This is a genomic window from uncultured Neisseria sp. (assembly GCF_951230505.1).
Taxonomy (GTDB): Bacteria; Pseudomonadota; Gammaproteobacteria; order Burkholderiales; family Neisseriaceae; genus Neisseria.
The window spans coordinates 1-26,579 of record NZ_CATNVN010000008.1 but is presented as its reverse complement, the minus strand read 5'-3'; the positions used below and the strand labels follow the sequence as shown (position 1 = coordinate 26,579).

Sequence of the window (26,579 nt, the reverse complement as noted above, 5' to 3'; positions counted from 1 at the left end):
GCGGCGAAGAGCGAGGGTTTGGGCGCTGCTTTGTTGGAGCGGATTGAAAGTACGGACCCGAATGCTTTGATCGGCCTTCCGATTTTCCGTCTGATTGATTTTTTGAAAAACGAAGGTGTGGAAGTTTTATAGTTTGAGGCCGTCTGAATGTGTTCAGACGGCCTGAGATTTTTTGGAGCTGCAAGAATGAAACCGATTTTGTATTTGATTCCTACCCCTTTGGGTGTACCTGATACGCCATGCCTGTTGCCGCATGAACAACAGGCGATTGTCGGGCTGACGGATTTTGTCGTGGAAGCGGAAAAAACAGCGCGCGCGCATTTGAAACATTTGGGCGTAACTACGCCTATCCGCGAGCTGAATCTGCAAACGCTGAATGAACACACGGATTTGAAGACTTTGCCGGAATTGCTGAAACCTTTGCAAGAAGGGCGCAGTATGGGTATTGTCAGCGAGGCGGGTTGCCCGGCTGTTGCCGATCCGGGCGCGAATTTGGTGGCGTTGGCGCATAAACACGGTTTTGAAGTACGGCCTTTGGTCGGCCCGTCCAGCTTGTTGCTGGCGCTGATGGCTTCGGGTGCGAATGGGCAAAACTTTGCGTTTAAGGGTTATCTGCCGTCTGAAAAAAACGAGCGGATTCAGCGTTTGAAGGCTTTGGAGCAACGTTCGCGCCAGCAGAATGAAACGCAGCTGTTTATCGAAACGCCGTATCGCAACGATGCGTTGTTGGCTGATGCGGTGGAAAACCTGCATCCTGAAACGCGATTATGCGTGGCCACGGACTTAACCTTACCGACACAGGAAATCATCAGCCAGACGATTGCGCAGTGGCGGAAAAGAAAAGAAATGCCGAATTTGAAAAAACGCCCGACGATTTTTGTGTTGCATGCTGCTTAAAACTGGATTGGATTCAATCTCAAACTGTATTTGTTTGGGGAAATAGAAAAAGGCCGTCTGAACAACAGACGGCCTTTGTGTTGCCTAAGCTTTTATCAAGAAACGACTTCGCCTTGGGCGCGTTGTTTTTCGATGCTGCGGTTGATGTGCCATTGTTGGGCGATGGTCAAGAGGTTGTTGACTACCCAGTACAGAACCAAGCCGGCAGGGAAGAAGAAGAACATGATGGAGAAAATCAAAGGCATGACTTTCATCATTTTCGCCTGCATTGGGTCGGTTGACGGCGGATTCAGATAAGTCTGTGCAAACATGGTTGCCGCCATAATCAAAGGCAGGATGTAGAAAGGATCCGGACGGCTCAAGTCGGTAATCCAACCCAACCAAGGCGCTTGGCGCAATTCTACGGAGGCGAACAATGCCCAGTACAGACCGATGAAGACGGGGATTTGCAACAGCATAGGCAGACAGCCGCCCAGCGGATTGATTTTCTCGTCTTTGTAAAGCTGCATCATGGCTTGTTGTTGCGCCATGCGGTCATCGCCGTATTTCTCTTTGATGGCTTGCAATTTAGGTGCAGCGGCACGCATTTTTGCCATAGAGCGGTAAGAGGCGTTGGTCAATGGGTACAGGACGGCTTTGACGATGATGGTCAAAACGATGATTGCCCAGCCCCAGTTGCCGATGATGTTGTGCAGTTGGTTCAAGAGCCAGAAGAGCGGGGAGGCAAACCAGTGTACTTTGCCGTAGTCTTTGGCCAGTTGTAGTTTGTCGGCAATGTTGGCGATAACGGAAGTGGTTTGCGGACCGGCATACAGGTTGATGGCGGTTTCAGCTTTTGCGCCGGCTTGGATGGCGGCTAAAGGCACGCTGACGCTTGCGCTGTACAGGTTGTCGTTGCGGCGTTTGATGTCGATACGGCAGTCGCCTGCGGTGCATACGCTTTGGCCGTCTTTAGGCTGCAAAATCCAAGTGGACATGAAGTGGTGTTCAATCATACCAAGCCAGCCGGTCGGCGTTTTGCGGATGTATTCGGCTTCGGATTTGCCGGATTTGGCATCGTCGTCCAAATCGGAGAAGCTGACTTTTTGGAAGCCACCTTCAGGGGTGTAAACCACCGGGCCGACGTAAGAGCGGGTGAAGTAGCCTTGGCCTTCAGGTTCGCTGTGGTCGCGAACGATGCGGTAGTCTGCGCTCAGGTTGACAGGTTGGCCGTTGCTGTTGGTAATGTCAAAGCGGACGTTAACCAAGTAGCTGCCTTTGGTAAAAGTATAAACTTTGTCGATTTTCAGGCCGTTGGTTTCAGGTGCGCTCAGGCGGACTTCAACTTTGTCGCCTTCCAAACTGTATTGTTTTTGCGGAGCGGTAAAGCTGATGCCTTTCAGAACGTTGTTGCCTTGTGCGTCCAAAAGCTCGGATTGGGCAACGTAGGTGTATTCTTTGCCGTCGTTAAACAGGACGAAAGGTTTGTGTTCGTCACCGGTTGCTTTGTATTGCAAGAGGGTCAGCTGGCGCAGGTCGCCGCTTTTTTCGTCAATGACGGCTTTAACTGTGTCCGTGGTAACGGTAATGGGAGAAGCCGGGGCAAGCGCGGCTTCGGCAGCGGCTTTTGCCGGAGCCGTGGCCGTTTGCTGTTGCGTGGCTTGTTGCGCCGGATTAGGTTTGGGGCTGGGGAAAAAATGTTCCCAGCCGGCAAAAATTGCCACTGAAATGGCAAAAAACGCCATTAGTCTTTTAAAATCCATAAGAGATTCCTGGAATTGACGGATAGGTAATCGAGATGAAAACTGCTTCAGACGGCATTATATAGAAACCGACGGGAAATTAAAGGAAATCGTGTTCTTTAAATGGTTGACAGCAGCATTATGGAACAGGGTCATGTCCGTGTCCACCGAAAGGATGGCATCGTGCGATGCGTTTGATGGCCAGCCATCCGCCTTTGAATGCGCCGTATTTTTTGACGGCTTCGACTGCGTATTGTGAACAGGTCGGGGTGTAGCGGCAGCGCGGCGGAATGAGGGGGCTGATGCAGTATTGGTAAAAGCGGATGAGTGCAAGGAGGAGCTTGGAAAGCAGGGTGTTCATCGGCGTTTTTTCATCAGCTGGGCAAGTTGGTTTCGGGCTTCCGGGGCAGTTTCCCGATTAAACGCCTGACGTACGCGCACAACAAAATCATGCGGCGGCAGCTGGTGTTGATTCAGCCTGAACCAGTCGCGGATGACGCGCTTCATATAATTGCGGTCATGGGCGCGTTTGGCGGTCTTTTTGCTGACGACCAAACCAAGGCGCGGATGGCCGAGCGCGTTGTCTGCGGACTGGGAGACTTGCAGCAAATCGCGGCTGCGTCGGTTTTTCAACGCAAAAACGGATGAAAAATCATCCGTTTTTAATAAGCGATACTGCTTCGAGAAGCCGTAATTCAAAATTATACAGCCAGGCGTTTGCGGCCTTTAGCGCGACGGGCAGCCAATACTGCGCGACCACCGCGGGTTTTGGAGCGAACCAAGAAGCCGTGGGTGCGTTTGCGTTTGGTAACGGAAGGTTGATAAGTGCGTTTCATGATGTTTCCTAAAAATTGGTAGATAATTAAACCGTGAATTACACTCTAATTTGCCGCTTTTGTCAATCAATATAAAAACTTTTCGTTGGCTAAAGTGTGACAACGGGTTTTATGCATTGATAGAATTTGTGGATAAAATTTTGCGGCGGTTGTGGATAAAAAAGAGCGGAATGGGTATAATCGCCCAACCTTGCTTTTCTCTGTGCGCAAGGCCGTCTGAAAGCAGCGGGAGTATTGTAAAAATTTGATTTTTATCGGATTGCCTGTCTGCTCTGCCTTCTTGTATTTCCCAAATCTTCCATTTTCCGAGCTTAATCTCATGACGTTAGCTGAATTTTGGCCGCTGTGCCTTTGCCGCCTTCACGAAATGTTGCCTGCCGGGCAGTTTGCGCAATGGATTGCGCCTTTGACCGTGGGCGAAGAAAACGGCGTATGGGTGGTGTATGGTAAAAACCAATTTGCCTGCAATATGCTCAAAAGCCAGTTTGCCGCCAAAATTGACGCCGTGCGTGCCGAATTGGTGCCTCAGCAGGCTGCGTTTGCGTTTAAGCCGGGCGTAGGTACGCATTATGAAATGGCGGCTCAGGTTGTTGCGCCGGTGCAGGTGCAAGAAGTCATTGAAGTTGAAGAATTTGTAGAGCCTGTTCAAATGCCTTTGCAAACTGCTGCGGCAGTGGAAGAAGATAGGCCGTCTGAAACAGTTTCCAAGCCTGCCACTACCATGACGGCTGCCGAGATTTTGGCGCAACGCATGAAAAACCTGCCGCATGAGCCTCAAGTGCAAACTGCCGCTCCGGCTGAGTCTAAAGCAGTTGCCAAAGCTAAAGCCGACGCGCAACACGATGCGGAAGAAGCGCGCTACGAACAGACCAATCTGTCGCGCGACTATACATTTGAAACCTTGGTGGAAGGTAAGGGCAACCGCCTTGCCGCCGCAGCTGCCCAAGCGATTGCTGAAAATCCGGGGCAGGGCTACAACCCGTTTTTCTTATACGGCAGTACCGGTTTGGGTAAAACCCACTTGGTGCAGGCCATTGGCAACGAATTGCTGAAAAACCGTCCTGATGCCAAAGTGCGCTATATGCACTCGGACGACTATATCCGCAGCTTTATGAAGGCTGTGCGCAACAACACTTACGATGTGTTCAAGCAACAATACAAACAATATGACCTGCTGATTATCGACGATATTCAGTTCATTAAAGGCAAAGACCGTACGATGGAAGAGTTCTTCTATCTGTACAACCATTTCCACAATGAGAAAAAACAACTGATCCTGACGTGCGACGTATTGCCTGCCAAAATCGAGGGTATGGACGACCGTCTCAAGTCCCGTTTCTCATGGGGCTTGACTTTGGAACTCGAACCGCCCGAATTGGAAATGCGCGTGGCGATTTTGCAGAAAAAGGCAGAAGCAGCCGGCATCAGTATCGAAGACGAAGCCGCTCTGTTTATCGCCAATCTGATCCGCTCCAATGTGCGTGAGCTGGAAGGCGCGTTCAACCGTGTCAGCGCCAGCAGCCGTTTTATGAACCGTCCTGTCATCGACATGGATTTGGCGCGTACGGCTTTACAGGATATTATTGCCGAAAAACACAAAGTCATTACCGCCGACATCATCATCGATGCGACAGCCAAATACTACCGTATTAAAATCAGCGATATATTAGGCAAAAAACGTACGCGCAACATCGCCCGTCCGCGCCAAGTTGCCATGAGCCTGACCAAAGAGCTGACCACGCTCAGCCTGCCTTCTATCGGCGATGCCTTTGGCGGCCGCGACCACACGACTGTGATGCACGGCGTCAAAGCGGTGGCGAAACTGCGCGAAGAAGATCCCGAATTGGCGCAAGACTACGAAAAACTGCTGATTTTGATTCAGAACTGACCCAATGCAATATTCAGACGGCATGATGTCAATGTGAGGCCGTCTGAATACAAAAAATATTTTAAAATACCCAAATCAACCGATTTCAAATTCAAAGGAATGGAACATGCTGATTTTACAAGCCGATCGCGACAGTCTGCTCAAGCCGTTGCAAGCCGTTACCGGTATTGTCGAACGTCGCCATACTCTGCCGATTTTGTCCAATGTGTTGCTGGAACGCAAAGACGGACAAACCAAACTTTTGGCAACCGACTTGGAAATCCAAATCAATACCGCCGGCCCTGAAAGTCAGGCAGGCGATTTCCGCATTACGACCAACGCTAAAAAATTCCAAGACATTTTGCGCGCCCTGCCTGACAGTGCGTTGGTGTCACTGGATTGGGCGGACAACCGTTTGACTTTGCGCGCGGGAAAATCCCGTTTTGCCCTGCAAACCCTGCCTGCAGAAGACTTTCCGTTGATGAACGTCGGCAGCGATGTGAGCGCGACTTTCTCGCTGACTCAAGAAACCTTCAAAACCATGCTTTCGCAAGTGCAATACAGCATGGCGGTTCAAGATATCCGCTATTACCTCAACGGCTTGCTGATGCAGGTTGAAGGCAACCAACTGCGCCTTGTTGCAACCGACGGCCACCGCCTTGCTTATGCGGCCAGCCAAATTGAAGCGGAACTGCCGAAAACGGAAGTAATCCTGCCGCGCAAAACGGTATTGGAACTCTTCAAGCTGCTGAACAATCCGTCCGAGTCCATCACCGTTGAGCTTTTGGACAATCAAGTACGCTTCCAATGCAATGGCACAACCATTGTCAGCAAAGTCATCGACGGCAAGTTCCCCGACTTTAACCGCGTGATTCCTCTGGATAACGACAAGATTTTCCTCGTATCCCGTACCCAGCTTTTGGGTGCGCTCGAGCGTGCCGCCATTCTTGCCAATGAAAAATTCCGCGGCGCACGACTGTTCTTGCAGCCAGGTTTGCTGAGTGTCGTATGTAGCAACAACGAGCAGGAAGAAGCGCGCGAAGAGCTGGAAATCGCTTACCAAGGCGGAGAGCTCGAAGTCGGTTTCAACATCGGCTATCTGATGGATGTGTTGCGTAACATCCACTCCGACGATATGCAGCTTGCTTTCGGCGATGCCAACCGTTCAACGCTGTTTACCGTGCCGAACAATCCGAATTTCAAATACATCGTGATGCCGATGCGTATTTAATTAGCGTATTTAATTAGTATGTGAACAAACAAAAAGAGCGTGTACGGTACACGCTCTTTTTATAGGCTTGAATCAAAAGGCCGTCTGAAAATTGTTTTTCAGACGGCCTTTCTATCAAACCGGGATGATTCGGTTAAATAGGAAAACTGGGATTAACGTGGACGTGGTTCGCAGTTTTTCACCAGGAATGAGCCGTTAGGGGCGTTCACGCCAACTACTTCAGAAGTAGTGTGGGTGTTTTTGTCGATGAAACCGGCAGACATTACATAGCCTTTACGGTTGGTGAAAGTAGTGCCAGTGCTGTCAGAACGTTTTTTGTCGACAACCAAAGAGGCTTTTTTGCCACCGGCGTTTACGTCAGCAGTAACTGCACGGCCGCTACGGTCAAAGCCGTACATCACGTTCAGTGATTTGCCACCGTCACAACGGTAAGAAACGAAGCCGGCAGGTGCAGCGGCAGCAGAGAAGGAAACAGTAGCCAATGCGGCTGCAGTGATAACAGAAAGTAATTTCATGATCTAAGCTCCATATGAGGGTTGTGTGTTATCTTGCAAAGTGAGAAAGGGTTTCCGTTTGCAGATGAAGCGTATTTTAGGCGTTTTGTCGGTAGTGGCAATTAGGTAAATTGCAAAACAGTGTTTACTTATGATTACCCGATTGTTTATTAATAGAAAGTTGTTTGTGATTTGGTGTTGCAAAGTAGTTATGTGGGTTGTTGCGGAATATATACATTAATGATTCTTTAAGAAATATAGCGAAAGAATACAAAAAAAGGCCGTCTGAATGTTCAGACGGCCTTTGATATGAAGCGGTTTACAAGAAGAAAATTGCAGCCACAGTCACGGCGATGATGCCGTAGATGGTCATTGGGATGACAGTTTTCTTGATGATCGCACCTTCGGCGTTGTTCACGTTCAACACGCTGCACACGGCGATGATGTTGTTGATGCAGACCATGTTGCCCATTGCACCGCCGACAGATTGTAGGGCGAGGATGAGGGTAACGGACAGGCCGGTATCAAGCGCGATTTGTTGTTGAATCGGACCAAAGGTCAGGTTGGATACAGTGTTGGAGCCGGAGAAGAATGCACCGATTGCGCCAAGGTATGGGGAGAAGTACACCCAGTGTTCGCCTGCCATCGCGGCAAATTCTTTACCGATGATTTTCACCATGGAGTCATCGCCGCCAACCATCATCAGTTGAACCATAATCAGCGCACCCATCAGGGCAAGCAGAGGTTTTTTGGTTTGGTTGAAGGTTGCAGCGTAGAAAGACCATGCATCTTTGAATTTAGTTTTGTACAGCAGGATGCAAATCCAAACGGTGAAGACAAACGGAATCCAAGCCGGAACGTAGAGGGTTTGATAGGAAGCGTTTACGCCTTGGCCGAAGATATTGCCGAAGGTGATGGTCAGGGAGTCGCTGACGGTGATTTTGGACAAATCAAACGGCAGTTGGAAGCTGAACCATTCTTCTTTGCTGGTCAGCAGACCTTTGATGCCCAACTGTTTGATACGGGTGACCACCAGCATGCCGATCAGCATACCCAAAGGAGCCAGTGCTTTGGCAACTTGTGCGAAAGGTACTTTTTCTGCATTCGGGTCTTTGGCGTAATCTTTGCTTAAGCCCCAGCCGCGGTTTGCTGCGAATACGGACACCATCAGGCCGATTGCGCCGGCAACCAGAGATGGGAATTCTTCATTGACCATCGCCAATGCAACATAAGGAAGGGTACAGGAGAATACGGCGATGCCGATGAAGCCCAAGTTTTTGCGGATTTCAGCCCAAGGTACAATGAAGCTCAAACCGATAACAGGGATGATAAAACCTGCAAAGAAGTGCATTACGCCGGTTTGCATACCGATTTCCATAATGCTCTTTTGATCCAAGCCCAAAGGTGCGAAGCCGAACCAAGTCGGGGTACCTACTGCACCGAAGGAAACGGGCACGGAGTTCATCACCAAAGCGAAGATGGCTACTTTTAATGGGTTGAAGCCCAAGCTCATCAGGATTGGCGCGGCAATGGCGGCAGGCGTACCGAAACCGGATGCACCTTCAATCATAAAGGCGAAAGACCAGCCGATGATCATCAACTGGGCAATCGGATTCGGGCTGATGGTAGCCAGCCATTTGCGGATGACGTCGATACAGCCGGTGGTTTCCATCATGCGGTTGAACATAATGGCACCGAAAATCACGGTAATCGGGGTCAGGGTAGAGACGAGGCCTGACGCTGCCGTTGCGTTGAGCAACATGGCGTTGTCGCCGAAATAAAACAGTTTGATGGCATAAATCAGCGCGGCGGTAATCGGCAGCGCGACGTAGGACGGCATACTGTTTTTCTTAACCATCAGCCAGATCAGCAGCACGATGGGAAAAATACTGAGAAAGAGAGCCATGGGATTATCCTCGGGGCAACGGGCACCATAACCGTCAATCAATGGCGGTTTGATGCGATGTGTTGAGTAATAGATGTTTTTCGAATAAGGATTGCCACCTTTTTAGATGCAATCAGTTATCAGGTAAATTGGTTTTACCAATTTATGAAAACTGTTGCACACTTTACGTAATCTTATGTAATCGGTCAAGAGGTTTGTAACAAAAAAGGCCGTCTGAAATAGGGTTTCAGACGGCCTGAGAGTATTGCCAGTAGTGCATTTGGTCGAATATGGAATGGTATTTACATTCAATATTTTGTAAAGGTTTTGTTTTTAATTGATTTCAAACGAATTATTCTATTCCTGCCCATTTATGCGTTTGTACGCTCAGTTGCCAATGGACGGGGGCATCGGATCGGCTGTTTAATACGCCGATTTGGCGGATGGTGTCGTAGATATTCATTGCGCCGTCTTGTTCGCAAGGTGAGAGATAGTAATGATGGGCGCGGATTTTGCGTTCCATCTCTTGGCAAAACGCAACAACATCGCCGTCGGCAACAATGCGCACTTCGTCTGCTTTCTCGATACAGCTTTTTTCATATTTGGCGGCGTAACAGGCTTTAGGGCTGGTGGCAACGTAGTCGATTTGCGGCGGCGCGGGGTTGAGGCCGTTGGTTTCTATACACAGAAAATAGCCTTCGGCTTTGAGTGCATTGAGCAGGGTATCCAAATGCGGTTGGATGGTGGGTTCGCCGCCAGTAATGATGATGTTGCGCGCCGTGTAGGTTTTCAGACGGCCTAAAATATCGGACAGGCTCATCATGCCGAATTTGAGGTAGTCGGTATCGCACCAGCTGCACGCGAGATTGCATTTGCCCAAACGGATGAAAACGGCGGGCATGCCTGTATTCCAGCCTTCGCCTTGCAGGCTTTCAAAGATTTCGACAATGCGGTATTGGGGATTGTTTGGTGTGATTTGAATGGTCATGAATGTCGGGTGTGCGGGATTTAATTGTTGTGGTGAAGCGTTTTGAGAAATCGGTTGAGGCAGCCATTCTTTCTGTTAGTTCGAGGGGAAAGAATGGCTGGTGTGTTTAAGCGTTAATGACGGCTGCAGCGGCCAAAAATGCCGGCAAGCCTTGTTTGAGCAAAATGCCTTTGTTGCCGGACGAAAATGCGCCCCATGCGGCGGCGATGAGGACGAAGCCGAGGAACAGGATGGTCGCGCCGTAAACCGCGTTGTCGGGTGCGGCAAAGCGCGCCCATACCAAGCCGATAGCGAGGAAGCCGTTGTACAGGCCTTGGTTGGAAAACAGGGTTTGCACACGTTTTTGTTCCATAAATTCGTAAGGCATGTTGAACAGTTCCGATGCTTTTTCGCTTGGGATTTGCGTCATTTCGAGCCAGGCGATGTAGAAGTGTTCTACAGCGACGAATAGGACGAGGAGGGTGGAGAGGAGTTTCATAAAGATTCCTTATTGATGTTTAGTGTATGAGGTATTGATGGGAACAGGACGTCTGAAAAATAGAGGACAGCAGTTTATTCCCCTTCATATTCCGCACACGAAGTCGGCGTTTCCCATAATTTCACGCTGCACACTTTGACACCGGCGTTTTTCAGACGGCCATACATTTCTACGCTCATGTTTTCTGCGGTGGTGCGGCAGGGCAGGCGCAGGGTTTTCATGTTCCAGCCTTCCAAAAGCGCGGCAATTTGGCTTTCGCGTTCGTTGTTGCCGTGATAGATGAAGGCATGGTCGAACGGGTCGGTGATGTGTTGTTTGACAATGGCTTTCAGGTCGGTAAAGTCCATCACCATGCCGTCTTTTGCGCCGCCTTGGATAACGGGCGCGGAGACGGTGATTTCGAGTTTGTAGGTGTGGCCGTGCAGGTTTTGGCATTTGCCGTCATGCCCGTCGAGCATGTGCGAGGAATCGAAGGTAAAGATTTTGGTGATTTTCATGAGATGAGGGAAGCCGATGAGGCCGTCTGAACGGTGTAAAACCTGTTTCAGACGGCCTTGGGATTATTGTTCGGAAGGGAGTTTGAGGAAATGCTCGCGATAATGGCGCATTTCTTCGATGCTTTCGAGGATGTCGTCCAATGCCTTGTGCGAACCGCGTTTGACCACGCTTTTGGCGACGGCCGGATTCCAGCGTTTGGCCAATTCTTTCAGCGTGGACACGTCTAAGTTGCGGTAGTGGAAATAGGCTTCCAAACGCGGCATGTATTTGACCATGAAGCGGCGGTCTTGATGGATGGAGTTGCCGCACATGGGCGTGGATTTCTCGGGTATCCATGCGGACATGAAGTCCAACAGGTTTTGCTCGACTTCAGCTTCGGTCAGTTTGGATTCGCGCACGCGTTGGGTCAGACCGGTGCGGCCGTGGGTGGCGGTGTTCCACTCGTCCATGCCGTCAAGCAACTCATCGCTTTGATGGATGACGTAAACGTCCGATTGCGCCAGTACGTTCAAATCGGAATCGGTAATGATCATGGCGACTTCGATAATGCGGTCGTGTTCCGGGTTGAGGCCGGTCATTTCCATATCGAGCCAGCAGAGATTGTTTGCGTTTTGGGTCATTTCAGACGGCCTTGTGTTTTCAGTTGGCAGTATTATAAAGGATAAAGGTTCGGGCCGTCTGAAAGCATTTGTAACAAGTTGTGCAATCTCTTGATATAATCGTCCGTTACACAAAAAATCACCGCCAAAAATCATGAACCCAAGCCCTTTGCTCGATATTATCGATACGCCTCAGGATTTGCGCCGTCTGGAGAAAAAACAGCTGCCGCAAGTCGCCGCCGAATTGCGCGAATTTCTGTTGGATTCCGTCGGTAAGACGGGCGGCCATTTCGCCAGTAACTTGGGCGCGGTCGAGCTGACGGTGGCGCTGCATTATGTGTACGACACGCCAGAAGACCATTTGGTCTGGGATGTCGGCCATCAAAGCTATCCGCACAAAATCCTCACCGGTCGCAAAAATCAAATGCACACCATGCGCCAATACGGCGGTTTGGCGGGTTTTCCGAAACGCAGCGAGTCGGAATACGACGCGTTCGGCGTGGGGCATTCTTCCACATCCATCGGCGCGGCCTTGGGCATGGCCGTTGCGGACAAACAGTTGGGCAACAACCGCCGCAGCGTCGCCATCATCGGCGACGGCGCCATGACGGCGGGTCAGGCGTTTGAAGCCCTGAACTGCGCAGGCGATATGGATGTCGATTTGCTGGTTATTCTCAACGACAACGAAATGTCGATTTCCCCCAATGTCGGCGCGCTGCCGAAATACCTCGCCAGCAACGTCGTGCGCGATATGCACGGCCTGTTGAGCACCATTAAAGCCCAATCAAGCAAAGTATTAGACAAATTGCCCGGCGCGATGGAGCTTGCCCAAAAAGTCGAAAATAAAATCAAAACCTTGGCAGGCGAAGCGGAACACGCCAAACAGTCGCTGTCTTTGTTTGAAAACTTCGGTTTCCGTTACACTGGCCCGGTTGACGGCCACAACGTTGAAAACCTGGTCGATGTATTAAAAGACTTGCGCGGCCGCAAAGGCCCTCAGTTGTTGCACGTCATCACCAAAAAAGGCAACGGCTACAAATTCGCCGAAAACGACCCTGTCAAATACCACGCTGTCGCCAAGCTGCCGAGCGAAGTACCTGCGCCGGAAGTCAAACCTGCCGCGGCCAAACCGACTTATACGCAAGTATTCGGCCAATGGCTGTGCGACCAAGCGGCGGCGGACGAGCGTTTGGTTGCCATCACGCCTGCCATGCGCGAGGGCAGCGGCTTGGTTGAGTTTGAACAGCAATTCCCCGACCGCTATTTCGACGTCGGCATCGCCGAGCAACACGCCGTTACCTTTGCAGGCGGTTTGGCATGCGAAGGCATCAAGCCTGTCGTGGCGATTTACTCCACTTTCCTGCAACGCGCTTACGACCAGTTGGTACACGACGTTGCCTTGCAAAACCTGCCTGTTTTGTTCGCCATCGACCGCGCAGGTATTGTCGGTGCAGACGGCCCGACCCATGCCGGTTTATACGACTTGAGCTTTTTGCGTTGCGTGCCGAACATGATTATTGCCGCTCCCAGCGACGAAAACGAATGCCGCCTGCTGCTCTCAACCTGCTATCAGGCAAATTCGCCGTCCGCCGTCCGTTATCCGCGCGGTACAGGCACGGGCGCAACCGTTTCAGACGGCCTGGAAACCGTTGAAATCGGCAAAGGCATCATCCGTCGCGAAGGCGAGAAAATTGCCGTTATTGCGTTTGGCAGCATGGTTGCCCCATCATTGACCGCCGCCGACAAGCTGAATGCGACCGTTGCCGATATGCGCTTTGTCAAACCGATAGATGAAGAGCTGATCGTCCATCTTGCCCGAAGCCATGACTACATCGTTACTGTCGAAGAAAATGCCGAACAAGGCGGCGCAGGCAGCGCGGTGTTGGAAGTGTTGGCGAAACACGGCATCTGCAAACCGGTGTTGCTGTTGGGTGTAGAAGACAAAGTTACCGAACATGGCGACCCGAAAAAACTGTTGGACGATTTGGATTTGAGTGCTGAAGCGATTGAAAAACGCATTGCCGGTTGGATAGAGGCTGTTTAAGTTTCACAAACAACAGGCCGTCTGAAATATTCAGACGGCCTTTTCAGACTATAAGGGAAAACCCCATGATCAGTATTTTCGATATTTTCAAAATCGGCATCGGCCCGTCCAGCTCGCACACTGTCGGCCCGATGAAGGCTGCGGTCGCTTTTGCTGATTTGCTGAATGCCGAAAACTTAGATACACAAGTGGCGCGCATTGTCATTGAAGTGTACGGCTCGCTTGCTTTGACCGGCATCGGACACGGCACATTCGACGCATTATTGCTCGGCTTGGAAGGCAGCCTGCCGCACGATATTCCGCTTGCAGACATCCCCCAACGCTTGGAACGCATCCGCACGCAGCACGTTTTAAAGCTCAACGGCCGCGAAATGGTTTTCAATCCCGAAAAAGATTTAGATATCCGCGGCGACAAAGTGTTGCCCAAGCATCCGAACGGTTTGAACTTTATCGCCTACCATTCAGACGGCCTGAAGCTGAAAGAACAGATCTATTATTCGGTTGGCGGCGGTTTTATCGTAACAGACGAAGGGTTTGCACAAGAGGCGCAGGAAAATTCGGACGTGCCATATCCTTACAAAAACTGCGACGAGTTGCTGGCACAATGCCGTCTGAACCAGTTGAATATTTCCGAAGTCGTGTTGGCCAATGAAGCAGCGTTGGTAGGTTGCGATGAAGCGGAAGTGCGCCGCCGTGTGGCTGCCGTGGCTGATGTGATGGAAAACTGCATCAAGCGCGGCTTGGGTGCGGAAGGGCAGCTGCCTGGCGGCTTGAACGTCCGCCGCCGCGCGCCGCAGTTGGCAGCCAAACTCAAAGTCCTACGCGAGAGCGAAATCGTCAATACTCAGCTTTGGCCGATGGTGTACGCCATGGCGGTCAACGAAGAAAATGCCGCCGGCGGCCGCGTCGTAACCGCACCGACCAACGGCGCAGCAGGCATTATTCCTGCCGTCTTACACTATTTCCGCAAATTTAATCCGCACGCTAACCAATCTCGTGTTGAGGATTTCCTGCTGACTGCCGGTGCCATCGGTATTTTGTATAAAACCAATGCGTCAATTTCCGGCGCGGATGTCGGCTGCCAAGGCGAAGTTGGAGTAGCATGTTCCATGGCGGCAGGCGCATACGCCGAAGTTATCGGCGGCACACCGAAACAAGTGGAAAACGCCGCCGAAATGGCCATGGAACACCACTTGGGCCTGACCTGTGACCCTGTCGGCGGCTTGGTGCAAATCCCCTGTATCGAGCGCAACGGCATTGCCGCCGAAAAAGCCCTCAAGCTTGCTACCCTCGCGCTTTTGGAAGACGGTACAGATAAAAAAGTTTCACTTGATGAAGTGATTCAAACCATGTTGCAAACCGGCCGCGATATGAAGGCGACCTACAAAGAAACCTCACTCGCAGGCTTGGCCGTTACCTTGCAGAAAAAAGCCGTCCCTGTATCCGTGCGCGTGGTGGAATGTTAGCAATAGGGTAGGGGATCTGCCCGATAAAAAAGGCCGTCTGAAAAACTTTCAGACGGCCTTTTTGGTATGGATCGAATAACTAACCGTTTTTTTGATAAGGGTTTTCCAGTCCTGCCATTAAGTCGCGGAAGTATTCGCGCAACTGTTTTTCGGAGCAACCCATCAGCAGCGCGTCTTCAAATGCGTCCTGCGCTATTTGGTACAGTTCGTTCAAGTTTTCGGTCATGACTTTGACTTTTTCGGTGCAGGAAACAATCTGACCGTCGTCGTCATACCATTTGGGCATTTGCGGCATCGCCATCGTGCACCTCAATTCAAGAAACGGGATGGATCGTTTTTCTTCACGCGGCGGGCAAAGGCGTATTTTCCGTTCCAATATTTGTGGCCGAGGCTGGTAATTTCGATACGTTTGCCCGTTCTCGGCGCGTGAATGAAATTGTTGTTGCCGATGTAAAGGCCGACGTGGGAAATACGGCCGCGGCCCATGGTGCGGAAAAAGACCATGTCGCCCGGCTGCAATTCCGAACGGTTCACGGCAACGCCCATTTGCGCCTGTTCGGCAGAGGTGCGCGGCAGGTTTACGCCCATGGCGCGTTTAAAGATGTGTTGCATGAAGCCGCTGCAGTCAAAGCCGGTAGAGGCTGATGTGCCGCCGTAGCGGTAGGCTACGCCGAGCAAGCCCATGGCGCTGCCGATTAACTCATCTGCATTGCCCGAAGGTGCGCGCGTATTGTTGCTTGCGGCAGGATAGGTATTGGTGGGATGGACAGGGGTTGCCTGACGCGTACTGCCGTAAACGTTGGCGTTGTCGTTGAATTGGTTTAAAACACGCTGACGGGTGGTAATCAGGTTTTCCAAATCATCGGCGTAAGAAAAATTGACGCTCGCGAGCATGGCGACCGAAGTCCAAACTGCTGCGAGCCGGAGTAAAAAATTCATTGTAAAAACTTCCGTTTCAGAAGGCATGGCACATTGCCGGTTTCTGAGATGTTATCCCGTATCATTCTCTTGTTATCTGCTTGATTGTATTCAAAAACCGTCTTTTTGGCAAAAAAACTGCTGTTATTTTGCGTTAAACCCTTGTTTCCAAACAAACTAGAAAAACATTAAATGCGGTTTCGCTTGATTTATCCGCCGCTGCAACCATATAAGCGGCATTCATTGATTTATTTTCAGAGACTGACATGACACAAAATCACAGCGATATCCGTACACGCTTTATCTTCGACGATATGCCTATCCGCGGTATGCACATCCGCCTCGAAAAAGTTTGGCACCACATCGTCAACCAAAAACATTATCCTGTCGCCATCCGTCGCGCATTGGGAGAATTGTTGGCCGCCGGTTCTTTATTGTCTGCCAACCTTAAAAACGAAGGCACGCTGATTGTGCAAGTTCAAGGTCAGGGCCGTCTGAAAATGTTGGTGGTGGAAGCGACTTCTGAAAATACTGTCCGTGCTACCGCGCGATGGGACGAAAACGCTGAAATCTGTGATGATGAAAGCCTGACTGCGCTGTTGGGCGAAAACAGCGTGTTTGTGTTGACCCATCAGCCTAAAGATGCCGACCCATGGCAAGGCGTTGTCCCGCTGGAAGGCGACAGCATTGCGCAAATGCTGGTCAACTATATGAAACGTTCCGAGCAGCTCGATACCTATATTACGCTTGCCGCCGACGACCAAGCCGCAGGTGCATTATTGCTGCAACGCCTGCCGGAAGAAGAATTGGATGATGCCGCGTGGGAGCATGTGACCACGCTTGCGCAAACGCTTACTCCGCAAGAATTGACCGGTTTGGATGCGCATCACGCCCTTTACCGCCTTTACCATGAAACCCCGCCCCGCGTTTTTGAACCGGAAGCCATTGAATTTGCCTGCACCTGTTCCCGCGGCAAAGTCAGCGATATGTTGTTGATGCTTGGCGGTCAAGAAGTCGGCGGCGTGGTGGCGGAACAAGGCAGCATTCAAATCGATTGCGATTTCTGCCATACCAAGTATGTGTTTGATGAAACCGATGTCAACGCTTTGTTTGGCACGGATGTGGTGAATGCCGTCCGTCAAGAAAATGAGCGTTTGCAGTAAGCGCGGGATAAAAGTTTCTTAAGGAAATTGGCTTAATAGAAGGGCAGGTGCAAAACCTGTCCTTTCTTTTTGGGAAAACTGAATATCATCAATAGAAAATGCCGTCTGAAAAAAGCGTGGGCTGATTTCAGACGGCATGATTGTTTTAAACGATGCGTTTAATGTTTAAAGATTATTTCCAAACCAACAAAGCGTGGTTGCGTTTGCCGCGGCGGACGATGGTGTATTTGCCGAAACGTTTGTGTTCGTCGGTCAGCAGGTAGGCGTCGTCGGGGCGTTCAGCGGCATGGTTCGGATTGTTGGCTTCAGCAGGTTTGCCGTTGAGTAAAACCGCTTTGCTGTTTACAAAACCGCGCGCTTCTTTGTTGGAAGATGCCAAACCGGCTTTTACCAAAGTCTCAACTACGTTAAGGCTCTCGGAAACTTCAAAAGTCGGCAGTCCGTCGAGTGCCAGCTGCTCGAAGTCGCTTTCGGTGAGATGGCTTTGGTCTTCGGCAAACAGGCTTTCAGAAATACGTTGGGCGGCGGCAAGGGCTTCTTCGCCGTGAATCAGGCGGGTCATTTCCTCGGCAAGAATGCGTTGCGCTTCTGGCTTGGTGCCGCTGGCTTTATCTTTAGCTTCGATGGCATCGATTTCTTCGATGGATAGGAAGGTAAAGTATTTCAGGAATTTATATACATCGGCATCGGCGACTTTCAGCCAGAATTGGTAGAACTGATACGGAGAAGTTTTCTTCGCGTTCAACCATACCGCGCCGCCTTCGGTTTTGCCGAATTTGGTGCCGTCTGATTTGGTTACCAAAGGCAGGGTCAGGCCGAATACTTGTTTTTGGTGCAGACGGCGGGTCAAGTCGATACCGGCAGTGATGTTGCCCCATTGGTCGGAACCGCCGATTTCCAAAACTGCGCCATGACGTTTGTTCAATTCGGCAAAGTCGTAGCCTTGCAGCAGGGAGTAGGCGAACTCGGTAAAGGAAATGCCCACATCATCGCGCTCGATACGCTGTTTGACGGATTCCTTGTTCAGCATGGCATTGACGGAGAAATGCTTGCCGATGTCGCGCAGGAAGTCGAGGCAGTTCATGCTGCCGAACCAGTCGGCGTTGTTGGCCATAATGGCTGCGTTGTCGCCGTTAAAGCTTAAGAAAGGGGTCAGTTGGTTGCGGATGCTTTCTACCCAGCCGGCAACGGTTTCGGCAGAATTCAAGCTGCGTTCGGCGGCTTTAAAGCTTGGGTCGCCAATCATGCCGGTCGCACCGCCCACCAAAGCAATCGGCGTATGGCCGGCTTGTTGGAAACGGCGCAATGCCAATACAGGCAGCAAGTGGCCGATATGCAGGCTGTCTGCTGTCGGGTCAAAACCGCAATAGAGGGAAATTTTTTGTTCGTTTAGCAAAGCGTCTAAGGCTTCGATGTCGGTAGTTTGCGCGATTAAGCCACGCGATTGTAGGTTTTTGATGACGCTCATTGTTATCTTCCAAAAAAATTAGCAGTTTTATAAACCGCTAATTGTAACAAATTTCATCGGATGAATGGCTATGGCTTACTGAAGAAGCGTGTGGTTTTCAGAAAAACGTTTGGCCAGTTCTCTGCCGCCGTAAGGGTTGATGTGGTCTCTATCGGAATAAACCGGCAATCCGTTGATTTTGAAATCCTCCGGAATATAGGCAGTGGCATCGATAATGTGTACATTGGCATATTTTTCTGCCAATTCTTTGATGCGTTCATTTCCTTTTGAAGTGACTGTTTCATCAATGGCAAGATTTTGACTAAATCCCGGTATGCGGTAAGACAGAATATAGGCACGCAAGCCGTTGTATGACAGATTAGGGTTGTCTATCATCAGGTAAACCGCTTGTTTTTCCGAAGAAAGTTTTTGCAACATAAGGTCGAATTTTTTGAAAAAATCGGCATCGTAAGCAAGGGAGTGGCTGTTTTCAGGCATTTGGCTGCCCCAGCGCATGGCCAAAAGCACTTTTGAGTATTGGGGCAGATGCTCTTTGGCGTACTCATAAATGGCACGGCAGGAGGCGTTTTGCTTGAATACGGGCGCGGCATAATCTTCTACATAGGCACAACTGTCCGCAGAAACCATCGCTGCCGACCAGTTTTCTTTTTTGCCGACGGTATCAAAAAACGTTTTATATTGGTCGGCATGCGAATCGCCTAGAATCAGTAATTCCGGCTGTTTGTCGGTATCGCCCCAAATACACTGTTTGTCGGTATTGTTGTGACAAGAAGTGTAGGAACGCGCCAATCCCATACGGTCGTATTGCTCCATAAACGGGAGCTTCATGGCAAGAAAAGGCGTAATGGCCAAAACAAGCATGGGGACGGCATAAATCCATGTTACAGATTGGGCAAAAGAGCCTTTCCAGTTTTTAAACGGCTTCTCGACAAAATAATAAGAAAGCAGAGAGAGTGCGAACATTAAGACAATCGCGGCCGCAGTCGAATACGAAGGCAGATTGTTTGAACCGATGTATCTCATAAAAGCCAATACAGGCCAATGCCACAGATACAGTGAATAGGAAATCAAGCCTATGCCGACGGTAATCTTCCATTGGAAAAATTTTTTCAGCTGGTGTTCAAATTGATTGAAATAAATGAATGCGGCGGCGGCCAAACAAGGAATGATGGCGGCAGGCCCCGGGAAATAGGCGGTTTTTTCCGTATAGGTAAACAGGCAGGCAAACAGTACGCATATGGAAAGTAATGCACCTGCCGCCGCATATTGTTTGCCGGTATCCAGCGCTTGCTGTTGCCGGTATTGCATACATACTGCCGTCAACGAGCCGATCAGCATTTCGCAGGCACGCAGATGAGGTAGGTAATATTTATCCAGTGCAGTCGGCATAAAAGAAGCCAAAATGCTGAATACGCATAGCGTGATGAGGAAGGCAAACTGGGTGCGCCAGCTTTTGCGGACAACCAGTAACAGCAATATCGGGAAGACGAAATAATATTGTTCTTCGACCGATAAAGACCAAATGTGAAGCAAAGGTTTTTCTTCTTGTATGGGGTCGAAATAGCCCTGACCCTTTGCAAAAAAGATATTGGAGATGAACCCCAAGGTGGACAGGGCTGTTCTCCATAAAAGGGAAAAATCATCTTTGGTGAATAAAAGAAAGCCGCATATCAGCGTTACCGTCAATACGGTAAAAAATGCGGGCAGTATCCGCTTGATACGGCGGATGTAAAACTTTTTGAACGAGAAAATCCCACTGTTCATTTCACGATGGATAATCATCGTGATCAGAAAGCCGGAAATGACAAAAAAGATATCAACACCAAGAAAGCCGCCAGGCAGCCAGTTTTTTTCAACATGGAAAACGACAACGGATAGAACAGCAACGGCACGCAATGTATCAATATCTGGGCGGTAAGATAAAACTTTGCTCATAATATTTTGATTTTAATAAGTTTATTTTAATGGCGTCGTCTGAAAAGTGATTCCTGCCGAGAATGGCAGCATTTCGGAGATCAGCCATCGTTTGTCAGTACTGGGCAGTTTGTTTGCCTTCTTAGAATGATTGCTGATGATATGCGTTTGAATAGGATTAGATTAGAGTAGGAATACAGTTGATAGTTTCAACATAATATTTAATATGTTGTTTTTATAATGAATCAGTACGATGCGGTATTGTTTAATTATTTATTGTCATATCAATGGTATTGTTATTGATGATGTAACCTTGCGCTATTTTTAGGTGAAGCGTCGGTAAGAAATGGGAGATTTAAAGAGAGAAAAATTACGGGCCATGCCCGCATTTATTATGGAGATGATGTCTTGTTTGTTGATATTTCAAGACATGAGGCCGTCTGAAAATAAATTCAGACGGCCTTAATCTTAGAAAAGGCCGTCTGAAAAAGCGTTACACTGGGTTTATACGTTAAACAGGAAGTGCATCACATCGCCGTCTTGTACGACGTATTCTTTGCCTTCCACACGCATTTTGCCGGCTTCTTTGGCTTTGGCTTCGCCGCCTAAAGCGATGAAATCTTCGTAGGAGATAACTTGGGCACGGATGAAACCGCGTTCAAAGTCGGTGTGAATCACGCCGGCGGCTTGTGGGGCTGTGTCGCCTTTGTGGATGGTCCAGGCGCGGACTTCTTTGACGCCGGCGGTGAAGTAGGTTTGCAGGCCCAAGAGGTCGTAGCCGGCACGAATCAGGCGGTTCAGGCCCGGTTCTTCCAAGCCCATTTCAGCGAGGAATTCGGCTTTTTCGTCGTCTTCCAATTCGGCGATTTCGCTTTCCATCGCGGCGCAAACGGCCACAACCGGCGCGTTTTCTTTTGCAGCCAATTCTTTCAGGCGATCGAGGTGCGGGTTGTTTTCAAAACCGTCTTCGGAAACGTTGCCGACGTACATGGCAGGTTTGGCAGTCAGCAGGAACAGCGGTTTGAGCATGGCAAGTTCTTCTGCGTCTAAGCCGAAGGAGCGTACAGGCTTGCCTTCGTCCAAATGAGGCAGCAGTTTTTTGCACAGATCGACCAGTTTTTGTGCGTCTTTATCGCCTGAGCGTGCGCGTTTTTCTTCGCGGACGATGGCTTTTTCGACGCTGGCCAAGTCAGCCAGTGCCAACTCGGTGCCGATGGTTTCGATGTCGGCAATAGGATCGACTTTGCCTGCAACGTGAACGATGTTGTCATCGTCAAAGCAACGTACAACGTTAACAATTGCGTCAGTTTCGCGGATGTTGGCGAGGAACTGGTTGCCCAGGCCTTCGCCTTTGCTCGCACCTGCAACCAAACCGGCGATGTCGACGAATTCGACGATGGCAGGCTGCATTTTTTGCGGATTGACGATTTTTGCCAATTCAGCCATACGCGGATCGGGGACTTCAACGATGCCGACGTTGGGTTCGATGGTACAGAAAGGATAGTTTGCCGCTTCGATACCCGATTGGGTCAGCGCGTTAAAGAGGGTGGATTTGCCGACGTTGGGCAAACCGACGATGCCGCATTTCAAGCTCATGGTTTTTCCTGAAAAGATAAAAGTTTAACGGCGGATTATAGCATATTGTGGAGGTACTCAAAACAGCTGCAATGCTGGTGTGGTTTTATGATAAAAGGCCGTCTGAAAACTGTTTCAGACGGCCTTTTTTCCGTGCTGCCTTAACCGGTATTACGCAAACCTTGCGCCACGCCGTTGATGGTCAGGTGAACCATCAGCAGGGCATGAGGATTGTCGGGTTCTTTGCGCAGGCGTTTGAGCATGGCGACTTGCAGGCCGTTGAGGGCGTTTAAATATGGAATCCTCAAGGCAAGCGAACGGGCGAGGCTGCGGTTGTCGCGCAGGAGCTCTTCGGTTTGCAGCAAGTCGAGCAGTGCTTTGCGGCTGCGTTGGTATTCTTTCTTAATCATGCCGAAGATCACTTTTGCTTTATCGGGCGATTCGCTCAAGCCGGCATAGTTTTCCGCCAAGGTGATGTCGGTTTTCGCCATTACTTGTTCCATGTTGGAGAGCATGGCTTGGAAGAACGGATTGCTTTGGGCATGTTCGCGCAGGGCGGCCAGTGTGTCGGGATTACCTTCGCACAAGGTTTCCACTGCGCTGCCGAAACCGTACCAAGCCGGCAGCATGAGGCGGTTTTGCATCCATGAGAATACCCACGGAATTGCACGCAAGTCCTGAATCCGCGCCAAGGTTTTGCGGCTGGCGGGACGGCTGCCGAGGTTGAGGGTGGCGATTTCCTGAATCGGGCTGGTTTGCAGGAAGTAGTCGATGAAGTCGGGGTGGGTAATCAGTTCGCGGTAGTATTTGAACGATACGTCCGACAAATCCTGCATCAGTTTGGCATCAGGGTCTTTTTTGTCCGGCAGGATGCTGGCTTCCAAAGTCGCGGCAACCAAGGTTTCCAAGTTGCGTTGGGCATTGCCCGGGTCGGCGTATTTGGCGGTAATGACTTCGCCTTGCTCGGTAATGCGGATTTGTCCGGCAACGCTGCCCGCAGGTTGCGCCAAAATGGCTTGGTAAGATGGGCCGCCGCCGCGACCTACGCTGCCGCCGCGGCCGTGGAACAGGCGCATGCGGACATCGTATTTTTTGAAGAGTTCGACCAAGCCCAACTCTGCCTGATACAGACACCATGAGCTGGTAACGTAGCCGCCGTCTTTGTTGGAGTCGGAGTAGCCCAGCATGATTTCTTGGATATTGCCGCGGCTTTCGAGCAGGGCGTCATACCAGTCGAGGCGGAACATGGTTTCCATGACCGGACAGGCATTTTCGAGCGCTTCGATGGTTTCAAACAGAGGCACGATGTTGATGCGGCTGTGCGGTTTGCCGTTTTCCACCACCAACAGGCCGCTTTCTTTCAGCAGCAATGCCAAGGCGAGCAGGTCGCTGGGTTGTTCGCAGTTGGAAATAATGCTTTGTGTAACGGCATCTTCGCCAAATTCGTCTTTGATTTTGCGCGCTTCGTTGAAAATTGCCAGTTCGTGACGGGTATGGTCGCTGTATGTGATGAACGGGCTGTACAGCGGACGTTGATGGCTCAATTCGCGCAACAGGGCGGTTTGTTTTTGCTCTTCGTTCAGGCTGTTGTAGTCTTCCAAGCCTGCGTGTTGGAAAAGCTCGGCAACCACATCGGCGTGTTTGCCTGCGTGTTGGCGCAGGTCGAGCGGCATCATGTGGAAGCCGAACACGGATACGCTGCGGATAATGTCGGCCAGACGGCCTTCTGCCAGCAGTTGGCTGCCGTTTTCGTGGAGCGAGCGTTGCAGTTTTTTCAGGTCGTTTAGGAACTCTTCAACCGTGGCATAAGGCTCGAGGAAGCCGAATTTGCAGCCCATGCCCAAACCGAGTGAGCGTGCCTTGCCCATGGCACGTGCCATGATGTAGGCGATGGCGCGGCGGTAGGGTTCTTCGGTGCGGGCGATTTCTTCGTCAGGCGAGAGGGCGGCCAGTGCCATCACGTCGTCGTTGACTTTGACGCGGCGGATGGAGAGTGGCAATTCGCGGTAGAGTTTGTCGAGTTCGCCGCGATAGAAGCGGAACACTGCATCGGCATGCCGTCTGAACGCAAAACGCAAGGTTTCGGCAGAAACGAAGGGGTTACCGTCACGGTCGCCGCCGATCCAGCCGCCGATTTTAAGGATATTCGGAACGCGGACGCCTGGATAGGCCGTCTGAAAATCGCGTTCCATTGTGCGGTAGAGCTTGGGCAGGGCTTCAAAGAAGCTCATTGGGAAAATGGATACGCCGTTGTTGATTTCGTCGTTGACGCTGAGTTTGTGGCGGCGCGTTTCGCTGGTCTGCCACAAGCCCAAAAGGACTGTGTCGATTTCGCGGCGCAACTGAGCCAGCGCATCAGGATTGGTGCAGCGTTCGCGTTGCGGTAGCAGCGCGCGGATGCGGCGGTTGAAGCTCAAGACGGTTTGGCGTTGCACTTCGGTCGGGTGCGCGGTCAAAACGGCGGTAACGACTGTGTTGTCCAGTTGTTGTTGCACCGCTTTGCCGTTGATTTTTCCGGCTTTGAGCTTGCGCACGGTTTCCGTCAGGCTGCCTTCGGCGCTGTTGTGTCCGGCCTCTTCGTGGATTTGGCGGCGGCGTTCGTGGTGCACGTCTTCGGCGATGTTCAAAATCTGTGCGAACAGGCCGCAGGCCAGGGTTAAATCGTGGGTTTGCTGTTCGTCCAATTGCGGCAACACCTTCTCAATCAAGGCAGCGCTGTCGTCTGAAGTCGATAATAACTTAACGGTTTCGACCACCAAAGGCGACGCTTCCTCATGCAGCAGATTGAAAAGAGACTGTTTTAAAAATTCCGCATCCGCCGCCAGAGCGGCATCTTTTGGATTGTTTAAGATATGCAGTTGCATGATTTTTCTCTTATTTAAATGTTAATTTGGGTTTGTCCTGAATCCATTGTATAGCAAATTTTTGTAAACTGCCAATGCTGCCGTCCGATACATTTCAAACTGGAAAACGGCCGTCTGTATCCGCCGCGTGGCCGGTGTCTGTAAAATGCCGTAAAATATTACCCATCAAAACAGAGGCGAGAAACCCATGATTGAATTTCCCAACCAGCCCGATTTTCCTGAACAACACACCGCCGTCGCCGTCGGCACCATCAACATGAGCCAGCAGGCGATACGGGTGTTGATAGAGAATGCCACCGAAAAAGCAAGTATCCTGACCATCGCCCGCGTTTCCGCCATTCAGAGCATCAAACAGACCGCCAACCTGATTCCGCTGCACCTGCCCGGACGCATCATCGGCGTGCAGGTTGATTTCGATATTAACGTTGAGCTGGCCTGCTTGAAGGCCATGCTGACTGTCCAAGCGAACAGCAACGGCAGCATTGCCACCGAAGCCCTGACCGGCCTCAATTTGGCGCTCTTGAGTGTTTACGACATGATGAAAGACGTTGACCGCAATATGATGCTCAGCGGCATCCGCCTCGAATCCGAAACCAGCAGCGAAGGCCGTCCTTTCCTGTTTGACAACGCATACGAAAATATTAATTTCTAAACTACTCAGGCCGTCTGAACGTTAGGTTTCAGACGGCCTTATTGTTATGATGAACGATCAACAACTCTTGCGGTTCAGCCGCCATATCTTGCTTGACGAAATCGGTATCGAAGGCCAAGAAAAACTCTTGGCCGCCCATGCGCTCGTTATCGGTTGCGGCGGGCTGGGTGCGGCGGCCTTGCCGTATCTTGCCGCCGCCGGTATCGGCAGCCTGACGATTGCCGATGCCGATACCATTGACGAAACCAACCTTCAACGCCAAATCACGTTTACCGAAGCCGACATCGGTAAAAACAAGGCTTTGGTCATGCAAGGCCGTCTGAAACTGATCAACAGCCAAACACACATTACGGCCATTCCCGAATTTCTCGATGAGGCCAAGCTTGTCGAATTGGCAAACGCTGCCGACATCATCCTCGATTGTTCCGACAATTATCCCACACGCCAGGCGGTCAACCGCGCCGCCGTTGCTACGCGCACGCCTTTGGTTTCCGCCGCGGCCGTCGGCTTTGACGGACAAATTGCCGTGTACCGTCCCGATCTTCCCGATACGCCCTGCTATGCCTGCCTGTTTGACGGCGAACAAGCCAGCGACGGTGCTTGTGCATTGTTCGGCGTTTTTTCGCCATTGGTCGGCGTTATCGGAACGACCCAAGCCGCCGAAGCGCTTAAAGTGCTGATCGGTATCGGTACGCTGTCGCACGGCAAACTTTCTACCTACAATGCATTGAGCGGACAATGGCGGCAATACGGAGTGAGACGCAATCCCGACTGTCCGGTTTGCGGCGGCCGTTAAAGACAAAAAGCAGGGTAAGGGTTTCAATATTGCCTAAGCCAATCCGCTAGAGTAATCATACTTATCTTTCATTAAACTTGAAGGAAGGCGTTTCTTCCCTTTTCAGACGGCCTGTGGCACGATATGATTCAATGATTAATAAATTTTTTGAGGCCGTCTGAAAAAGGATAAGGAGAAACCGGCTTAATGAATATTATTCGTGCCTTATTGGTGGTATTGGGTTGC

At 50.7% G+C, this 26,579-nt stretch carries 24 protein-coding genes and 1 pseudogene; 9 read left to right on the top strand and 16 right to left on the bottom strand.

Annotation, left to right across the window (positions count from 1 at the left end; translation table 11 throughout):
- Both Q1M25_RS01300 and Q1M25_RS01295 read left to right on the top strand, forming a co-directional pair.
- Window positions 1–132 (top strand): annotated as a pseudogene (locus tag Q1M25_RS01300) (septum formation inhibitor Maf); the annotation flags it as partial.
- Window positions 133–186: 54 nt separating this feature from the next.
- The gene (locus Q1M25_RS01295; RefSeq protein ID WP_300480915.1) at window positions 187–897 is read left to right on the top strand and encodes an SAM-dependent methyltransferase; all 711 of its coding nucleotides are present in this window, start codon (window positions 187–189) and stop codon (window positions 895–897) included.
- Window positions 898–992: 95 nt separating this feature from the next.
- On the opposite strand, the gene yidC is transcribed toward Q1M25_RS01295, so the two are convergent.
- The 4 genes from yidC to rpmH form a co-directional block, all read right to left on the bottom strand.
- Window positions 993–2,639 (bottom strand): membrane protein insertase YidC, encoded by a 1,647-nt coding sequence (yidC, locus tag Q1M25_RS01290; RefSeq protein WP_300480913.1) that lies wholly within the window; start codon window positions 2,637–2,639, stop codon window positions 993–995.
- A 118-nt stretch (window positions 2,640–2,757) separates the two neighbouring features.
- Entirely contained in the window at window positions 2,758–2,979 is a 222-nt protein-coding gene (gene yidD / locus Q1M25_RS01285) for a membrane protein insertion efficiency factor YidD (RefSeq protein WP_003682178.1), read from the bottom strand.
- On the bottom strand, window positions 2,976–3,317 hold the full coding sequence (gene rnpA / locus Q1M25_RS01280) for a ribonuclease P protein component (protein WP_003748912.1): 342 nt from the start codon (window positions 3,315–3,317) through the stop codon (window positions 2,976–2,978). The genes yidD and rnpA overlap by 4 nt, the downstream gene beginning before the upstream one ends.
- Before the next feature lie 2 nt (window positions 3,318–3,319).
- The gene (gene rpmH, locus Q1M25_RS01275; RefSeq protein ID WP_002214728.1) at window positions 3,320–3,454 is read right to left on the bottom strand and encodes a 50S ribosomal protein L34; all 135 of its coding nucleotides are present in this window, start codon (window positions 3,452–3,454) and stop codon (window positions 3,320–3,322) included.
- A gap of 319 nt (window positions 3,455–3,773) precedes the next feature.
- On the opposite strand from rpmH, the gene dnaA reads away from it, so the two are divergent.
- Complete coding sequence (gene dnaA / locus Q1M25_RS01270; protein WP_150537213.1) at window positions 3,774–5,342, top strand: chromosomal replication initiator protein DnaA; 1,569 nt, start codon at window positions 3,774–3,776, stop codon at window positions 5,340–5,342.
- 106 nt (window positions 5,343–5,448) lie between these two features.
- Window positions 5,449–6,552 carry a DNA polymerase III subunit beta gene (gene dnaN, locus Q1M25_RS01265; RefSeq protein ID WP_300480868.1) on the top strand — a complete coding sequence of 368 codons (1,104 nt, stop codon included), beginning with the start codon at window positions 5,449–5,451 and terminating at the stop codon, window positions 6,550–6,552.
- Between the two features lie 152 nt (window positions 6,553–6,704).
- Here dnaN and Q1M25_RS01260 read toward each other — a convergent pair whose 3' ends face one another.
- The 6 genes from Q1M25_RS01260 to orn all read right to left on the bottom strand — a co-directional run bounded on the left by Q1M25_RS01260 (window position 6,705) and on the right by orn (window position 11,515).
- Window positions 6,705–7,067 carry a hypothetical protein gene (locus Q1M25_RS01260; protein WP_004520408.1) on the bottom strand — a complete coding sequence of 121 codons (363 nt, stop codon included), beginning with the start codon at window positions 7,065–7,067 and terminating at the stop codon, window positions 6,705–6,707.
- 298 nt (window positions 7,068–7,365) lie between these two features.
- Complete coding sequence (locus Q1M25_RS01255; RefSeq protein WP_101755811.1) at window positions 7,366–8,952, bottom strand: L-lactate permease; 1,587 nt, start codon at window positions 8,950–8,952, stop codon at window positions 7,366–7,368.
- A gap of 331 nt (window positions 8,953–9,283) precedes the next feature.
- Complete coding sequence (locus Q1M25_RS01250) at window positions 9,284–9,919, bottom strand: 7-carboxy-7-deazaguanine synthase QueE (protein WP_300480864.1); 636 nt, start codon at window positions 9,917–9,919, stop codon at window positions 9,284–9,286.
- Window positions 9,920–10,025: 106 nt separating this feature from the next.
- The gene (locus tag Q1M25_RS01245; protein ID WP_300480861.1) at window positions 10,026–10,397 is read right to left on the bottom strand and encodes a DUF1304 domain-containing protein; all 372 of its coding nucleotides are present in this window, start codon (window positions 10,395–10,397) and stop codon (window positions 10,026–10,028) included.
- Between the two features lie 74 nt (window positions 10,398–10,471).
- On the bottom strand, window positions 10,472–10,894 hold the full coding sequence (gene queD, locus Q1M25_RS01240; protein ID WP_003748900.1) for a 6-carboxytetrahydropterin synthase QueD: 423 nt from the start codon (window positions 10,892–10,894) through the stop codon (window positions 10,472–10,474).
- A gap of 63 nt (window positions 10,895–10,957) precedes the next feature.
- Window positions 10,958–11,515: an oligoribonuclease gene (orn, locus tag Q1M25_RS01235; protein ID WP_039862353.1), complete on the bottom strand. Its 558-nt coding sequence runs from the start codon at window positions 11,513–11,515 to the stop codon at window positions 10,958–10,960.
- 133 nt (window positions 11,516–11,648) lie between these two features.
- On the opposite strand from orn, the gene dxs reads away from it, so the two are divergent.
- Together dxs and Q1M25_RS01225 are read left to right on the top strand one after the other, a co-directional pair.
- Entirely contained in the window at window positions 11,649–13,538 is a 1,890-nt protein-coding gene (gene dxs, locus Q1M25_RS01230) for a 1-deoxy-D-xylulose-5-phosphate synthase (RefSeq protein ID WP_300480855.1), read from the top strand.
- A gap of 65 nt (window positions 13,539–13,603) precedes the next feature.
- Window positions 13,604–15,004, top strand: a complete 1,401-nt coding sequence (locus tag Q1M25_RS01225; RefSeq protein ID WP_300480853.1) for an L-serine ammonia-lyase — start codon at window positions 13,604–13,606, stop codon at window positions 15,002–15,004.
- A gap of 79 nt (window positions 15,005–15,083) precedes the next feature.
- Here Q1M25_RS01225 and Q1M25_RS01220 read toward each other — a convergent pair whose 3' ends face one another.
- Both Q1M25_RS01220 and Q1M25_RS01215 read right to left on the bottom strand, forming a co-directional pair.
- A complete protein-coding gene (locus Q1M25_RS01220; protein ID WP_004519529.1) occupies window positions 15,084–15,305 on the bottom strand; it encodes a hypothetical protein in 222 nt (73 codons plus the stop codon).
- 8 nt (window positions 15,306–15,313) lie between these two features.
- Window positions 15,314–15,943, bottom strand: coding sequence for a C40 family peptidase (locus tag Q1M25_RS01215; RefSeq protein WP_300480848.1), 630 nt, complete (start codon window positions 15,941–15,943; stop codon window positions 15,314–15,316).
- Window positions 15,944–16,188: 245 nt separating this feature from the next.
- Between Q1M25_RS01215 and hslO the strand changes: the two genes are divergently transcribed.
- A complete protein-coding gene (gene hslO, locus Q1M25_RS01210) occupies window positions 16,189–17,085 on the top strand; it encodes an Hsp33 family molecular chaperone HslO (protein ID WP_300480846.1) in 897 nt (298 codons plus the stop codon).
- Between the two features lie 172 nt (window positions 17,086–17,257).
- Here hslO and tyrS read toward each other — a convergent pair whose 3' ends face one another.
- From tyrS to ppc, 4 genes are all read right to left on the bottom strand, one after another.
- Window positions 17,258–18,553 carry a tyrosine--tRNA ligase gene (tyrS, locus tag Q1M25_RS01205; protein ID WP_300480844.1) on the bottom strand — a complete coding sequence of 432 codons (1,296 nt, stop codon included), beginning with the start codon at window positions 18,551–18,553 and terminating at the stop codon, window positions 17,258–17,260.
- 75 nt (window positions 18,554–18,628) lie between these two features.
- Window positions 18,629–20,488 carry an acyltransferase family protein gene (locus Q1M25_RS01200; RefSeq protein ID WP_300480841.1) on the bottom strand — a complete coding sequence of 620 codons (1,860 nt, stop codon included), beginning with the start codon at window positions 20,486–20,488 and terminating at the stop codon, window positions 18,629–18,631.
- Between the two features lie 483 nt (window positions 20,489–20,971).
- The gene (gene ychF / locus Q1M25_RS01195) at window positions 20,972–22,063 is read right to left on the bottom strand and encodes a redox-regulated ATPase YchF (RefSeq protein ID WP_049330669.1); all 1,092 of its coding nucleotides are present in this window, start codon (window positions 22,061–22,063) and stop codon (window positions 20,972–20,974) included.
- A 140-nt stretch (window positions 22,064–22,203) separates the two neighbouring features.
- On the bottom strand, window positions 22,204–24,906 hold the full coding sequence (ppc, locus tag Q1M25_RS01190) for a phosphoenolpyruvate carboxylase (RefSeq protein WP_300480837.1): 2,703 nt from the start codon (window positions 24,904–24,906) through the stop codon (window positions 22,204–22,206).
- A gap of 187 nt (window positions 24,907–25,093) precedes the next feature.
- Between ppc and Q1M25_RS01185 the strand changes: the two genes are divergently transcribed.
- Entirely contained in the window at window positions 25,094–25,558 is a 465-nt protein-coding gene (locus Q1M25_RS01185) for a cyclic pyranopterin monophosphate synthase MoaC (RefSeq protein WP_300480834.1), read from the top strand.
- 49 nt (window positions 25,559–25,607) lie between these two features.
- Window positions 25,608–26,354, top strand: coding sequence for a HesA/MoeB/ThiF family protein (locus Q1M25_RS01180; RefSeq protein WP_300480917.1), 747 nt, complete (start codon window positions 25,608–25,610; stop codon window positions 26,352–26,354).
- The last annotated feature ends 225 nt before the right edge of the window (window positions 26,355–26,579 follow it).

Coding starts and splice junctions, on each gene's coding strand:
- Q1M25_RS01295 (WP_300480915.1), top strand. CDS start 187: ATGAAACCGATTTTGTATTTGATTCCTACCCCTTTGGGTGTACCTGAT.
- yidC (WP_300480913.1), bottom strand. CDS start 2,639: ATGGATTTTAAAAGACTAATGGCGTTTTTTGCCATTTCAGTGGCAATT.
- yidD (WP_003682178.1), bottom strand. CDS start 2,979: ATGAACACCCTGCTTTCCAAGCTCCTCCTTGCACTCATCCGCTTTTAC.
- rpmH (WP_002214728.1), bottom strand. CDS start 3,454: ATGAAACGCACTTATCAACCTTCCGTTACCAAACGCAAACGCACCCAC.
- dnaA (WP_150537213.1), top strand. CDS start 3,774: ATGACGTTAGCTGAATTTTGGCCGCTGTGCCTTTGCCGCCTTCACGAA.
- dnaN (WP_300480868.1), top strand. CDS start 5,449: ATGCTGATTTTACAAGCCGATCGCGACAGTCTGCTCAAGCCGTTGCAA.
- Q1M25_RS01260 (WP_004520408.1), bottom strand. CDS start 7,067: ATGAAATTACTTTCTGTTATCACTGCAGCCGCATTGGCTACTGTTTCC.
- Q1M25_RS01255 (WP_101755811.1), bottom strand. CDS start 8,952: ATGGCTCTCTTTCTCAGTATTTTTCCCATCGTGCTGCTGATCTGGCTG.
- Q1M25_RS01250 (WP_300480864.1), bottom strand. CDS start 9,919: ATGACCATTCAAATCACACCAAACAATCCCCAATACCGCATTGTCGAA.
- Q1M25_RS01245 (WP_300480861.1), bottom strand. CDS start 10,397: ATGAAACTCCTCTCCACCCTCCTCGTCCTATTCGTCGCTGTAGAACAC.
- queD (WP_003748900.1), bottom strand. CDS start 10,894: ATGAAAATCACCAAAATCTTTACCTTCGATTCCTCGCACATGCTCGAC.
- orn (WP_039862353.1), bottom strand. CDS start 11,515: ATGACCCAAAACGCAAACAATCTCTGCTGGCTCGATATGGAAATGACC.
- dxs (WP_300480855.1), top strand. CDS start 11,649: ATGAACCCAAGCCCTTTGCTCGATATTATCGATACGCCTCAGGATTTG.
- Q1M25_RS01225 (WP_300480853.1), top strand. CDS start 13,604: ATGATCAGTATTTTCGATATTTTCAAAATCGGCATCGGCCCGTCCAGC.
- Q1M25_RS01220 (WP_004519529.1), bottom strand. CDS start 15,305: ATGGCGATGCCGCAAATGCCCAAATGGTATGACGACGACGGTCAGATT.
- Q1M25_RS01215 (WP_300480848.1), bottom strand. CDS start 15,943: ATGAATTTTTTACTCCGGCTCGCAGCAGTTTGGACTTCGGTCGCCATG.
- hslO (WP_300480846.1), top strand. CDS start 16,189: ATGACACAAAATCACAGCGATATCCGTACACGCTTTATCTTCGACGAT.
- tyrS (WP_300480844.1), bottom strand. CDS start 18,553: ATGAGCGTCATCAAAAACCTACAATCGCGTGGCTTAATCGCGCAAACT.
- Q1M25_RS01200 (WP_300480841.1), bottom strand. CDS start 20,488: ATGAGCAAAGTTTTATCTTACCGCCCAGATATTGATACATTGCGTGCC.
- ychF (WP_049330669.1), bottom strand. CDS start 22,063: ATGAGCTTGAAATGCGGCATCGTCGGTTTGCCCAACGTCGGCAAATCC.
- ppc (WP_300480837.1), bottom strand. CDS start 24,906: ATGCAACTGCATATCTTAAACAATCCAAAAGATGCCGCTCTGGCGGCG.
- Q1M25_RS01185 (WP_300480834.1), top strand. CDS start 25,094: ATGATTGAATTTCCCAACCAGCCCGATTTTCCTGAACAACACACCGCC.
- Q1M25_RS01180 (WP_300480917.1), top strand. CDS start 25,608: ATGAACGATCAACAACTCTTGCGGTTCAGCCGCCATATCTTGCTTGAC.